This window comes from Methanomicrobium antiquum, from assembly GCF_029633915.1.
GTDB classification, from domain to species: Archaea; Halobacteriota; Methanomicrobia; order Methanomicrobiales; family Methanomicrobiaceae; genus Methanomicrobium; species Methanomicrobium antiquum.
Genome location: NZ_CP091092.1, coordinates 1,710,678 through 1,723,878, shown reverse-complemented (window position 1 = coordinate 1,723,878; position 13,201 = coordinate 1,710,678). Strand labels below are relative to the sequence as shown.

Annotated in this window: 12 protein-coding genes; 9 read left to right on the top strand and 3 right to left on the bottom strand. The window is 37.2% G+C overall.

Features of this window, described 5'->3' with window-relative positions; genetic code table 11:
- Positions 1-4 precede the first annotated feature (4 nt).
- The 3 genes from frhD to frhB all read left to right on the top strand — a co-directional run bounded on the left by frhD (position 5) and on the right by frhB (position 2,310).
- Positions 5-520 carry a coenzyme F420-reducing hydrogenase, FrhD protein gene (gene frhD, locus L1994_RS08505; RefSeq protein WP_278099020.1) on the top strand — a complete coding sequence of 172 codons (516 nt, stop codon included), beginning with the start codon at positions 5-7 and terminating at the stop codon, positions 518-520.
- A 151-nt stretch (positions 521-671) separates the two neighbouring features.
- On the top strand, positions 672-1,445 hold the full coding sequence (gene frhG, locus L1994_RS08500; protein WP_278100831.1) for a coenzyme F420 hydrogenase subunit gamma: 774 nt from the start codon (positions 672-674) through the stop codon (positions 1,443-1,445).
- 1 nt (position 1,446) lies between these two features.
- On the top strand, positions 1,447-2,310 hold the full coding sequence (frhB, locus tag L1994_RS08495) for a coenzyme F420 hydrogenase subunit beta (RefSeq protein ID WP_278099019.1): 864 nt from the start codon (positions 1,447-1,449) through the stop codon (positions 2,308-2,310).
- Positions 2,311-2,889: 579 nt separating this feature from the next.
- Here frhB and L1994_RS08490 read toward each other — a convergent pair.
- The gene (locus tag L1994_RS08490) at positions 2,890-3,369 is read right to left on the bottom strand and encodes a DUF2124 family protein (RefSeq protein WP_278099018.1); all 480 of its coding nucleotides are present in this window, start codon (positions 3,367-3,369) and stop codon (positions 2,890-2,892) included.
- Positions 3,370-3,417: 48 nt separating this feature from the next.
- On the bottom strand, positions 3,418-4,617 hold the full coding sequence (locus tag L1994_RS08485) for a cation:proton antiporter (protein WP_278099017.1): 1,200 nt from the start codon (positions 4,615-4,617) through the stop codon (positions 3,418-3,420).
- Between the two features lie 244 nt (positions 4,618-4,861).
- Between L1994_RS08485 and L1994_RS08480 the strand changes: the two genes are divergently transcribed.
- On the top strand, positions 4,862-5,440 hold the full coding sequence (locus tag L1994_RS08480; RefSeq protein WP_278099016.1) for an archaellin/type IV pilin N-terminal domain-containing protein: 579 nt from the start codon (positions 4,862-4,864) through the stop codon (positions 5,438-5,440).
- A 172-nt stretch (positions 5,441-5,612) separates the two neighbouring features.
- Here L1994_RS08480 and L1994_RS08475 read toward each other — a convergent pair whose 3' ends face one another.
- Positions 5,613-6,269 (bottom strand): hypothetical protein, encoded by a 657-nt coding sequence (locus L1994_RS08475; RefSeq protein WP_278099015.1) that lies wholly within the window; start codon positions 6,267-6,269, stop codon positions 5,613-5,615.
- A 202-nt stretch (positions 6,270-6,471) separates the two neighbouring features.
- Here L1994_RS08475 and L1994_RS08470 point away from each other — a divergent pair, with 202 nt between their 5' ends.
- From L1994_RS08470 to pdxT, 5 genes are all read left to right on the top strand, one after another.
- Positions 6,472-7,473 carry an AI-2E family transporter gene (locus L1994_RS08470; RefSeq protein ID WP_278099014.1) on the top strand — a complete coding sequence of 334 codons (1,002 nt, stop codon included), beginning with the start codon at positions 6,472-6,474 and terminating at the stop codon, positions 7,471-7,473.
- 185 nt (positions 7,474-7,658) lie between these two features.
- Positions 7,659-7,838 carry an MFS transporter permease gene (locus L1994_RS08465; protein WP_278099013.1) on the top strand — a complete coding sequence of 60 codons (180 nt, stop codon included), beginning with the start codon at positions 7,659-7,661 and terminating at the stop codon, positions 7,836-7,838.
- A 742-nt stretch (positions 7,839-8,580) separates the two neighbouring features.
- The gene (locus L1994_RS08460; RefSeq protein ID WP_278099012.1) at positions 8,581-11,151 is read left to right on the top strand and encodes a PAS domain S-box protein; all 2,571 of its coding nucleotides are present in this window, start codon (positions 8,581-8,583) and stop codon (positions 11,149-11,151) included.
- 353 nt (positions 11,152-11,504) lie between these two features.
- Positions 11,505-12,401, top strand: a complete 897-nt coding sequence (gene pdxS, locus L1994_RS08455; protein ID WP_278099011.1) for a pyridoxal 5'-phosphate synthase lyase subunit PdxS — start codon at positions 11,505-11,507, stop codon at positions 12,399-12,401.
- Complete coding sequence (gene pdxT / locus L1994_RS08450) at positions 12,391-12,984, top strand: pyridoxal 5'-phosphate synthase glutaminase subunit PdxT (RefSeq protein WP_278099010.1); 594 nt, start codon at positions 12,391-12,393, stop codon at positions 12,982-12,984. Before pdxS ends, pdxT begins: the two co-directional genes overlap by 11 nt.
- The last annotated feature ends 217 nt before the right edge of the window (positions 12,985-13,201 follow it).

The window sequence follows — 13,201 nt, the reverse complement described above, 5'->3', positions numbered from 1 at the left end:
GTTGATGTCTGACTGGTATGCTGAAAATATGATTGTCGGATGCGGAAATCCGCTTCAGACTGATGACGGTTTCGGACCGGCAGTTATTGCTGAGATGAAAAAATTGTCACTTCCTGAAAGTGTTAAAGTGCTGGATGCAGGGCTTGCAGGTCCGCATTATCTTTTTACACTTATGGCGCAGTCCGACATTTCTGTTAAAAAACTGATTATTATTGATATTATGGACTTTGGGGGAGAACCCGGCGAGATCACTAGAGTTACACCTGATGTTTTATCACCCGGTGCATATACCGATCCGCATTCATGGGGCCTTAAAGAACCATTGAATGTTTTGTCTGAAAGAACTGATATTGTAATATTCGGATGCCAGCCGCAAAACATCGACATATCCCAGATTGACAACGAGTCGGAAGACGCGGAGTTCTGGGTCACTGAAAGCGTTAGAAAGGCCATTCCGAAGGCAGTGCAACTTGCACTGTCAGAAGTAGGGGTGGATTATGGGACTACTATCACGTCTTAAAGAGATCTTCACGGGGAGCCCGCAGGCGCCTGAAAAGAAGCCTGAAAAGGTTAAGGTTGCAGCGAAACCCGCAGAGCCTAAACCGGCTCAGAAGCCCGAAGATGTGAAGGTTGAACAAAAACAGGATGGAAAAATTAAGGAGGAAAAGCCTGTGGTAAACAAAATTACCGTTGGACACGTTCATATGTCCGGATGTACCGGATGTCTTGTGTCCCTTGCAGATAACTATGAGGGGCTCTTCAAGATTCTGGATGACTATGCAGACCTTGTATACTGTCTGACACTTGCAGATGTAAGGCACATTCCTGAAATGGATGTTGCTTTAGTAGAAGGATCAGTATGTCTCCAGGACGAGTGTTCCGTCAGAGAGATTAAAGAAACCAGGGAGAAGGCAAAAGTTGTTGTCGCCCTTGGTGGATGTGCAGCATATGGAAATATTACAAGATTCTGCCGTGGCGGTCAGTGGAACCAGCCTCAGCATGAGTCCTATGTTCCAATTGGCGACTTAATTGATGTAGATGTATATCTGCCATCATGCCCGCCGGGAGCAGAAGCAATCAGAAACGTTTGTGTTATGGCATACCTGCTCTTACAGGGCAATGATGACCAGAAGGCACTTGCAGGAGCTTACTTAAAGCCTCTCATGGACCTTGCAAAACGCGGAACTGAAGCATGTGGCTGTGACTTAATGGTTGATGTCATAAACCAGGGTCTTTGTATGGGATGCGGTACATGTGCGGCAAGCTGCCCTGTACGTGCAATCACAATTGAATATGGAAGGCCAAACATTGACCGTGAAATGTGCATTAAATGTGGTGCATGTTATGCACAGTGCCCACGCAGTTTCTTCAGCTTTGATGTAGTAAATCAGTTTGAAGGAATCATTGAAGCAATTGATGGTGCAATGGGTAAGGGAGGAGAGTAAAATGGTACTTGGAAATTACAAGACAGCAGTATCTGCACGTGCAGCAGACGCAGATATTCTGAAATGCTCCCAGGACGGAGGAATTGTAACACAGCTCTTTGCATATGCTCTCGAAGAGGGTATTATTGACGGAGCAATTGTTGCAGGACCTGGCGATGAGCCATTCAAGCCTGAGCCAATTGTCGCAACATCAAAAGCAGAACTTCTTGCAGCACGTGGTACCAAATATTCAATCAGCCCGAACATGATGCTTATCAAAGAAGCAACACGTTCATATGGTCTTGATAAGGTTGGTATTGTGGGAACCCCATGCCAGATGCAGGCTTTGAGAAAAGCACAGCTTTACCCACTTGGAATGCGTAAAGTTCCTGACAAAATTGCACTTGCAATTGGTATTTTCTGCATGGAAAACTTCCCATATCAGGGTCTTGAATCAATTGTTGAAGACCACTGTAATATCAAGATGGAATCTGCAGTTAAGATGGATATCGGAAAGGGCAAGTTCTCAGTATACACAGAGCGTGGAGCTCTTTCACAGATTCCGCTCGGTGCAACACACAAATATGAACAGCCCGGATGCCACGTATGTCTTGACTACGTAGCAAACCTTGCTGATGTTTCAACAGGTTCAGTTGGAAGCCCTGATGGATGGAGCACAGTCTTTGTACGCACAAAGAAGGGTGAGGATGTCTGGTCAAAGGCAGTAGCCGCAGGCTACTTTGAGACAAAGGACATTGCAGGCGTAAAGCCAGGCCTTGACCTTGTCACAAAACTTGCAACAGGCAAGATTGACAAGAATCAGAAGACACTTGAGGAGCGTGCCTCCTTTGGTGTCGGCAAGGGCCTTCGCAACCCTTACATCTAAATTTTTTTATTTTTTTTAATTTCAGATGAAAGTTACTTCGTAACTTACTTTCATATATAAGTTTATTCTGTAAAACAGGTTTAATTTGCATGAAATTTACTTTGTGACTTATATGAGGCTGTTACATAAAATAGAATTTAATGAGTTTTTTTGGAGTTAATTAATTAAGATGGTTCTTCTCCATTTTTCTGAAAGTTAGGACTATCCAAAAAGAGAAACAACTTAGAGAATAACCTCCAAATCTGATGATATGTCCAATAAACATTACAAATGGAGGGAATGCATTTCTGCATTCACATCTATGTTCTCATTTGTGGGCTTTTAAGATTATTGATATGGAAGATTTCATCAGTTTCTTAGGTTACTGGCCTTGACTGGAAAACAATCAAAGCTAATCGATTATTAGCAAGGGAGGGGACAGGCCCCTCCCTTAAACCCACCCCGCTTACGATAGGTCACCGGAGGGGGGCTAAGCCCCTCCGGTTCCCGGGGATATTGTGTACATCGCGACAAATCAATTCCAAATTAGGGTGATCAGAAATATGGCGAAGAGTCATTAAGATTAGAATTATCTTAACTTTAACGATAGACTTTTACCGGATCTATTGCGGCGTCAATAATCATATCAAAGTTTATCTTCTCAGTCCAGCCCTCTTTTTCAAGCATCTCCATAAAGCATATTCCAACAACTTTTGCGTCATATTTTGAGATTGTATTTAGTGTATCTTCTGCTGTTACAGGAATGTTTGGCATCGAAAGTCCGCCCATTATAACAACCACCTTTGGGTCAGGCTTTACTTTTCCGGGATTTATCTGTGCACCCATGCCATCAATTATTGTGAGGGCCGCGGCTTTTTCCTCCTCAAGGAAAGGTACAAAAATGCATTTTACCGGCAGACTTCGTATTGCAAATGCAATAAGCTCTATAAACGGAAGACATGTTCCGGGGCATCCGTAAAATACAATCTGGCTGTTTTCTGATAGGTTTTCATCCTCTAAGAATTTTTTAAAGGGTCTTAGAAGTCCGGGGACTCCTTTTAGAGTTTCTTTTACTTCCATAATTTTTTTAATTGATTTGAAAAAAAGATAAATGTATTGGAAAAAAAATTATTTATTCTCTAAATCACATGCTATTACTTCTTTTTTAAACAGCCAGTTTCTAAAGAGAATCGGGGTTAAAATTGTTGTAATAAGACTCATTAAAACAATTGCCGCATATACCCCCTGTCCGATAAGACCCATAGTAAGCCCCATTAATGCAACAATCATTGCAACCTCTCCACGGGGAGACATACCAAAGCCTATTGCAAGTGAGTCACGTCCTGAATAACCCATAATCTTTGCAGGAATACTACAGCCTATGAGTTTTGTAATAACAGCCGCAATTGTCAGAACAACTAAAAAGACGACAGCTTCCTGTGTCATTACATGAATATCTACGAGAATGCCAAGAGATACAAAGAATATTGAGCCGAAGATGATATAGAGAAAATCAGCACCTGCCTCAATATCATGGCTGTGCTTCAAATTTACTCCGTTAAATGAAACACCTGCGATGAATGCTCCGATTATAGCTGAAATTCCGACATACTCAGATAGTGTTGCAAACAAAAATGCAATCATCATAACAAAGATAAATACAAATTCAGGATTTTTCATTGCCAGGCGTGTTTTATCAATCTTTTCAATCCATTTTGATATGAATACGATTCCTATGAACCCTGCTATTAATAAGAATCCGACCTGTTTTACAATTGATAAAGCAATTCCCGTATAAGAGAATGATCCTGATGCGACATCAGCTGTTATAGAAAGTGCCAAAAGACTTAAGACATCATCAATTACTGCTGCACCAATTATTGCCTTTGCAACTTCTGTATCCAAAAGACACATCTCACGAAGAACATTCGCAGTTATTGCTATACTTGTTGCAGTAAGTGCTGTTCCAATAAAAAGAGCACTAATAAAGTCAAATCCAAACAGAACTGCAATAAAATATCCGCAAATCCATGGAATTATCACACCTGAAAATCCTATGATTCCGAATTTTATATTGCTTAATTCTTTTATGTTGAATTCAAAACCAATGACAAACATTAAAATTACTGCACCTAGAGCGGCAATACTCTGAACAAAATCGGTATATGTGATGAGATTTAGAAAACTCGGACCAACTATTAGTCCGATTAAAATTTCACCTACCACTGCGGACTGATTAATTCTTGATGCGAGAAGATATCCTCCCAAAGCGACGAACAAGAGCAGACTCATCTGCAATTCAATTGAAGGAAGTTCTCCTATATTCATAATTTATTTACTTATTGCCGTTAGTATTTGATTGTTTTCCATTTGAAAACTGAAATTGACAACTGGCGATACGATGTTTGATAAGTGCGATATTGTTATTGCTTTTTAAAATATAAATCTATGAAAAGTAATAATTAACACCAGTCTCTAAATAACACCGGTCTTTAGAAGAAGTATCTGGAAAGGATGATTTTTTTCAGATATTGATGTGTTAAGAATTTTATATTATAATTTTTAGGAATATATGACTGAAAGGAATGACGCTTTTACAGGTCTTGAGGCGGCTTTGGTTCTTATTGCATTTGTAGTTGTAGCAGCGGTTTTTTCATATGTTGTTTTAAGCGCCGGTTTTTTCACTATTCAGAAATCTCAGTCTGTTATTTATTCTGCAGTTGAACAGGGTTCATCCACGATGATTGTCGGAGAAAATATTCTTGGTCTTAGGAATTCGACAACCGGAAACATTGACAGAATCCGTCTGTCTGTTGGAAGCCCTTATGCTCTTATGGACATTGACTTAAAATATGTAACAATACATTTCATGACTTCAGATTTATTAAGAAGGCTAAACCGGGCAGATCCTTTTTTCAGCGAGGCTGAACCTTCTCCCGGAACATGGCGTATAATCTCCAATACTGAAGGAGAAAATTTTGGAAGCATTTTATCAACCGGACATTATGTCACAATAATGATAAATCTCCCGTCAGATATGCAGGTAAAACCAGGTCAGGATTTCAGGATAAATATCCTTCCGCCGCTTGGAGCGCCGCTTTCTGTTGACAGAACAGCACCTGAAAGCATGACGGAGACTGTATTTTTATAAATTGCAGATTTTAACATTCAGGCTTTACCAAAAAATTCCCCGGAATTTTTCTATTGTGAATTTTTTTTAGTGTTCTAAAAAAGATTTGTCAATATATTAACTATGAAAATTAAATCCTTTTTTTATGACAATGCCGGTGGAGAGCCAAAAAAATTATTCAGGTAATATTTTTTCAGATATACTGCTTTATTGCAACAAGTCCGAATATAAGAGATGCAAGAAGACTAATTACTGCAATCTGCATTGAACCGTCATTTTTCTTATATATTTTGTTAAGTTCACTGTCTCTTGCTTTAATAAGCCTTGACAGTTCCTTTAATTTATCATTGATGTGTTCTTTGTCATCTCTTTTAAGAAATATTGTGATGTCGTTTAGTATGTTTCTCTCAAGCGGCGGAAGATCTGAGAAAGGTGTCTGAATATCGTTTAGAGAGATAATTTTGTCAAGTGTTTGTTTCCACTCACGAATTTCTTCTTCTGTTGTTGAGTCCGGAATAATTTTGTCATCTTTTGAGATAAGTGCGATTAAATATTCTCTTAAGTATCTTGAAAGACCGTAGTGGTAGTTTAGGTCTTCATCGCTTAGTCCTGCAACAGCCTCATAGATGTTTATTATATCATCCAGATTTTTTATTGACTCTAGCTGAAAACCTTCGGTAATATTTTTGAAAAATTTAGCTTTGAATCGTTTCTCCTGTCTGATGTCGTCTCTGTCCCTGATGCGTTCAGATTTGCGTTTTTTAATCGTGAATATTGCAAAAATCATAAAGATTACGTACAATCCGAAAACTGCTGTAAGAATGAACTGTGGTGATGGCTCAAAACCCATAACTGTAACTCCTAAGTATTTGTAGTCTTTGGACTCATATATTCTTAATTAATTTAATCTGATAATTTAACCTGATACATTAACGATTACTAAAAAAAGATTAACGATTACAGAGTAATGTGGTTAAAAAAAAGTTTAATTAATTTCTTTCAAATCATTTATCAGATGATATTTTATGTTTTAAGGAATGAGAATTATACAGATGGATAACAGCGATAAATTTACTTATGGTCTCATAATTCTGATATTTATCTTATCAGTTATGGCTTTTAGGGAATTTATTGGCGTAATTATTGTTTCAGGTTCTTTTGCCGCTGTTTTGATGCCTGCACACAGATATATGTGCAGATATGCAAGACCGGAGTATTCATCATTCATAATTACATTTCTGGTTGGATTTTTGGTTATAGTAACACTTTATGTAGCAGCGTCTGTAATCTATCAGAATGGTGATTATATTGTTGATATGATATTTTCTATTGTATCCTGGATAAATCTGAAGATTTTTCCTGAGATGTCAGTTTTTATGGAAACTCCTCCTGATATGATCTATTCTTTGTTTTCAGACCTGACTTTATCTTTCAAGGAGAGTGCTCTTGAATATCTGACTCTGATGCCTATAATGACTATAAAAATAATGATAATGTTTTTATCGCTGTTTTTGTTTTTGGTTTATGGCGACAGAATTATTGAAGAGATAAAAGGAATTATTCCATGTAACTGCCTAGATGATATTTCCATTCTTAAAAAAAGTGTTTCTGATATGCTTTATGCAATATTTAATGTGCATCTGGCAGTCGCAGTTGTTGTTTTTTTTGTGTCGTTTCCGGTATTTTACCTGCTTGGCTATGGACATATTTTGTTTTTCGCTGTTGTATCTGGAATTTTAGCACTGATACCTGTGTTTGGGCCGGTTTTTTTAATCGCATTTCTGGCATTATATGCAGCTTCAATATCAGACTGGGGTGGCCTTTTTATAATTCTGATTTTTGCCTGGCCCCTTCTTTGTGCAATTCCTGACTGGTGGATGCGGCCTGTTCTAATGGGAAAAAGGGCAAGTGTCAATGCCGTTTTGATGTTTATTGCTTTTTTTGGAGGTATTGCGGCGATGGGACTGCTTGGGTTTATTATGGGCCCCATTTTTGTTGCACTGATGCTGGCCGGTTACAGAATTTTAATTGAAAAATCAAAAAAGAATGCATAAAATCTCTAAATAAACAAATTATTGTTTTATTTATATGTGTGAATATCATGTTCTTCTTGAAACAAAACTTATTTATCAATTGTGTGATATCTTTTGTATATGAAAATTGCAGATTTTTCTGCATTTTCTGGTTTAAAATTAAGTAAATTCAGGGAAATTTTGTTTGTTATAGGTTGTGATTATTAATGGACTGGTTAGGGTTGATTTCTCTTATTTTAGGGGTAATGCTGATTATTATCGGCATTGGACTGACATTTGACATAGCAATTATTGAGACAATAATGGCTTCATTTATAGGAATTGTGGCAATAGTATTTGGTCTGGTTCTCGCAATCGGCGGTGCAATGATTGTAAAAGAAGAATAAATGTGTTCTTTTAAGCAAATGATTTGGAAAGTCTCTTTGTTTTGTGATTAAACAATAAGCAAATGATTTAGAAACTTTTCAGGCAATTGTTTATTCATTGTTCAATGTAAAATTCTATGTAAATTCAATCTAAAAAATTAATGATTAGGATAAAAACTAATTTTTTGCAGACTTTTTTTAAGAATTTTGTTAATTCATGTCATCTGTGAATTTTAAAATGATTTTTGAATTTATTTTTGAAGTTATTTTAAACTATTTTTGAACTTATTATATGTGTAATTTTGTCTGTTATATTTAATTTTAAAAATTAATTTTACAGTTTCTGTTTTTTATAAGTAATTTGATTATTTTTGTTTTATTCTAAGGATAAATACTGATTATTCTTTTAAATTTCCTGAATCTAAGTTTTGGATTAAATCAAATTGTATTCATGATACAAACGAATAAAAAAAATTATAATGTCCCCCAATAAAGTAGATTATATCAATAGAATACTGGTAAATATAATAAATTTCCTGCCCGAATTTTTTCAGGAAAAAGGTTCATGAAACTGATGTATTATGCACTTTTTATGCAGATCTCAAAGTGTTTTTCATAAAAAGCGTTCCTGAAATTATATTTCATGTAACAGTTTCATTGTAACAATTTGATGTAAGTTAAAAAAGTAACTTTCATTCAATAATTAATTTAAGAAAAACACGGTTATGGAGATTTCTGGTGAGAAACTGATGGAGAAATTACTTTGATTAAAGTTCTGCTTGTTGATGATGAACCTGCTCTTGTTGAAATAACCAAGCTCTTTTTGGAAAAAGAGGGCGGCATCGAAGTTGAAACTGCTCTTCTTGCATCCCGTGCACTTGAAAATTTAAAAACCAAAACATTTGACGCAATTGTTTCAGATTTTGAAATGCCGGAAATGGACGGGATTGAATTTTTAAAAACAATTCGTAATGCCGGTGATAAAACCCCTTTTATAATTTTCAGCGGACGTGGCCGTGAAGATGTTTTAATCAATGCAATCAATAATGGTGCAGATTTTTACCTGCAAAAAGGTGGAAAACCAAAATCACAGTTTGCAGAACTTCGAAACATGATTTTCCAGTCTGTTAAAAGAAAGAATGCTGAAAAATCTCTGCGGGAAAGCGAGGAGCGCTACAGGGCTGTTGTTGAAAGCCAGACCGAGCTGATATGCAGATTTTTGCCCGACTTTATAATAATATTTGCAAATGATGCTTTTTACAGATATTATGACCTCGAAAACGGAGCGGTAGGAAAAATCAAATTCAAATCTCATGTTCCAAAACATGAGGCTGAAAGAATCAAAACTCACCTAAACAGTCTGTCACCTGAAAAACCATATGGGGATATTGAGCATATTGTCATAATGCCTGATGGAAAAGAGCGCTGGCAACACTGGATTGACAGGGCTTTTTTTGACGATAAAGGAAATATTATCGAATATCAGTCTGTCGGAAGAGATGTAACTGACGAAAAATTAATGCATAAATCCCTCCAGGAAAAAGTCAATTATGTTCAGGCGTTAATGGACACAATTCCGGCTCCGGTGTTTTACAGAGATACACACGGCGTTTATTATGACTGCAATCGTGCATTCGAAGAGCTTGTAGGCTTTTCAAAATCAGAAATACTTGGAAAAAACATATACGACTTCTTTGATAAGGAATTAGCTGATCTGTACTCTAAAAAAGACATGGAAATTGTTCAAAATCCACATCTTCAGCAGTATGAAAACCAGATAAACAACGCCGGCGGCGAGAGAATTGATGTGATGTTTTCCAAAACTGCACGTTTTAAGGCAGACTGGACAGTTGACGGAATTGTTGGTGTGATCCTGGATATAAGTGAACGAAAGAAGATGGAAAGAGATCTTCTAAATGAAATAAACTTCGTTCAGGCAATAAAAGATACAATTCCGGCACCCTTTTTCTACAGGGATAAAAAAGGAATATACCATGACTGTAACCGTGCATTTGAAGAGCTTGTTGGTCTTTCAAGAGATGAAATCATCGGTAAAAACATCTATGATTTCTTTGATAAAGAGCTTGCAGACGTTTATACAAGAAAAGACATGGAAATCGTTCAAAATCCTCATCTTCAGCAATATGAGTATGCAATTAACAATTCAAAAGGTGAATTAATCGATGTATTGTTCTCAAAAACAGCACTTTTTAGTGCAGAAGGCAATGTTGAGGGAATTGTTGGTGTAATTTTAGATATAAGTGAGCGAAAAAAAATGGAATATGCTCTTCGTGAAAATGAGGAGAAATTCCGCACTCTTGCAAACTATACCTATGACTGGGAATCATGGCTTGGTCCTGACGGGAAATTTGTGTATGTATCTCCGTCCTGTCAAAGGATAACCGGCTATTCAGCTGAAGATTTCTCATATGATCCCTTCAGAATGGCTGAAATGATTGTCTGTCCTGAGGATCGTCAGATGGTTATTTCTCACTACAAAAATATAATTGAAGAAAATTCAGGCGTCGAGCACTTTGACTTCAGAATCATAACGGCAGATGGTGATGAGAAATGGATAAGCCATTACTGCCAGCCGGTTTACCATGATGACGGGACATGGGCAGGCAGGCGTGAGACAAAACGTGATATAACTCTTCGAAAGAATTACCAGGATAAACTTACGCTTGCAAATGAAAAATTAAACCTTTTGTCAAACGTTACAAGGCATGATGTTTTAAACCAGGTTACTGCATTAATCGGTTATCTTGAAATTTTAAGAGAAATAACAAGCATTTCTGATAAAAGTTCAGTTGAAATTATTGGAAAGATAGAGACAATCGCCTCAACAATACAACACCAGTTATCCTTTACAAAGGACTATCAGGAGACAGGTATAAAATCTCCATCCTGGCAGAATCTTCTTGAAACCTTTAATTTTTCGCAGTTTATGCTTGATACAGCAAGTCTTAATGTTGAAACAGAAGTTGAAAAAAAAATTGAGGTTTATGCAGATCCCCTGTTTGGCAAGGTTTTCTATAACTTCATTGATAACTCCATTCGCCATGGAAGTGAAAAAATTTCATCAATCAGATTATCGACCATTAATTCCGGTGAAAGTCTAAAAATAATCTATGAGGATGACGGAACAGGAATTCCCTTTGAAAACAAAGATAAAATATTCCTAAAAGGATTTGGCAGTAATACCGGATATGGCCTATTCCTGATAAAATACGTTCTTTCAATGACAGGTATGAATATCTGTGAATCCGGAGTTTCTGGTGAAGGTGTCAGATTTGAAATAAATGTACCAAATGGCAGATTCCGTTACATTTGATTTTGCAATAAAAGAATAGGAAAACCCTGTGAAAACCTGATATGGATTATTTGATGGCCTATCATGTAAAATTATTTTTCGGGATGTAATCTGTCCTGTTTCATCTTTTTTATTTAATTCCGGAAGAAATGTGAATCATTGCATCTTCTGATTATTTTTTTGTACATGAAAGTTACTTCGTAATAACATGAAAATCAACATGAATATAAATTCATAGACGTTTTTAAATGAGATTTAAGATAATTTGGATGTCATGAAAAAAACTATTAATTTTTGATTCTTTTTTAATCAAATGAAAATCACAATAATATCAATAGGCGTTTTTATTGCTGATTATTGACTATTAATATAGCATGAATTTTGAAGAACTCAGACACGGAACTGAGCTTTTAAAGAGAGGTTTTGCATCCATGCAGAAGGGAGGCGTTATCATGGATGTTGTAAATGCTGAACAGGCACGTATTGCAGAATCTGCAGGTGCTGTTGCTGTAATGGCGCTTGAAAGAGTGCCGGCAGATATCAGGAAGGCAGGCGGTGTTGCAAGGATGGCAGATGTGTCAATTATTGAAGAGATTATTGATGCTGTTTCAATTCCTGTAATGGGGAAAGCACGAATTGGTCACTTTGTTGAGGCACAGGTTTTGGAGGCTGTCGGCGTTGACATGATTGATGAGAGTGAAGTACTGACACCTGCTGATGAGGAGTATCACATCGACAAGTCCCGCTTTACTGTACCTTTTGTCTGCGGTGCAAGAAACTTAGGTGAAGCATGCAGAAGAATCAATGAAGGTGCTGCAATGATTAGGACAAAGGGAGAGGCAGGCACTGGAAATGTTGTAGAGGCAGTAAGGCACATGAGGGCAATAATGGGTGCTGTAAGAAGCCTGGAAGGAATGGACTCTCAGGAGATTTCAGCGTTTGCGAGAAAAATTGAAGCACCTGTTGAGATTGTTTCAGAGTGTGCACGGTTAAAGCGCCTTCCTGTTGTCAATTTCTCAGCCGGCGGTATTGCAACACCTGCAGATGCGGCAATGATGATGCAGCTTGGATGTGACGGGGTATTTGTCGGTTCAGGGATATTCAAATCTTCAAATCCAGAAAAGATGGCGCTTGCAATAGTTGAAGCGGTGAACAACTTCAATGACCCTACAGTTATTGCAAAAGCGAGCAGAAACTTAGGCGATGCAATGCCCGGCCTTGATGTCCACACATTATCAGAAGATGAGGTGCTCTCGGTCCGTGGGAATTAAAATCGGCGTTCTTGCACTTCAGGGGAATGTTTCTGAGCATATATGCGCTTTTAAGTCAGCACTTGATTCATGCGGAATTTCTGAAGGATCAGAAGTATTTGAGTTAAGGCAGGCTGAAGATATAGAAAGTTGTGATGCAATAGCAATTCCCGGGGGGGAGTCAACAACAATATCCCGCCTTATTGATAAAAATGGTATGAGAATAGCTCTAAAAAATTTTAAAGGAGCTTTTTTTGCTACCTGCGCCGGAATGGTTATTCTTGCATCTTCTGTTGATGATGTACGCGTAAATCCACTTGGTGTTATTGACATTTCTGTTGGTAGAAATGCGTTTGGGCGTCAGAAGGATTCTTTTGAAGTGCCTGTTGATATAAAAGGGCTAAACTCTTCCTTCAATGCGGTTTTTATTAGAGCACCTGTTGTGAAGTCTGCCGGAGAGGGAGTAGAGATTCTTGCTAATTGCGGTGATGAAATTGTGGCGGTAAAGGAAAAAAAACACATGGCATTCTCCTTTCATCCCGAAATTGCCGGTGATTTCAGGATTCACAAATTATTTCTTCGAAATTCAGGCATTATTCCATGAGTTTTCATCTTCTGAATGTTGCACAATCCAAAATAGATCAAATATTTCTTACAAAAATTGTTCATGGAGTTATACCTCATGCAACAATTTTATGCAAATGACGAATTAATTTTCATATAAAACTAGATTTTTGAAATATTAATTAAAAAAAGTGCAGTTAATTTCAGAAATAATAAATACCAATTGTTTTGAATAACTTTTAAGGGGGGGGTCTGAC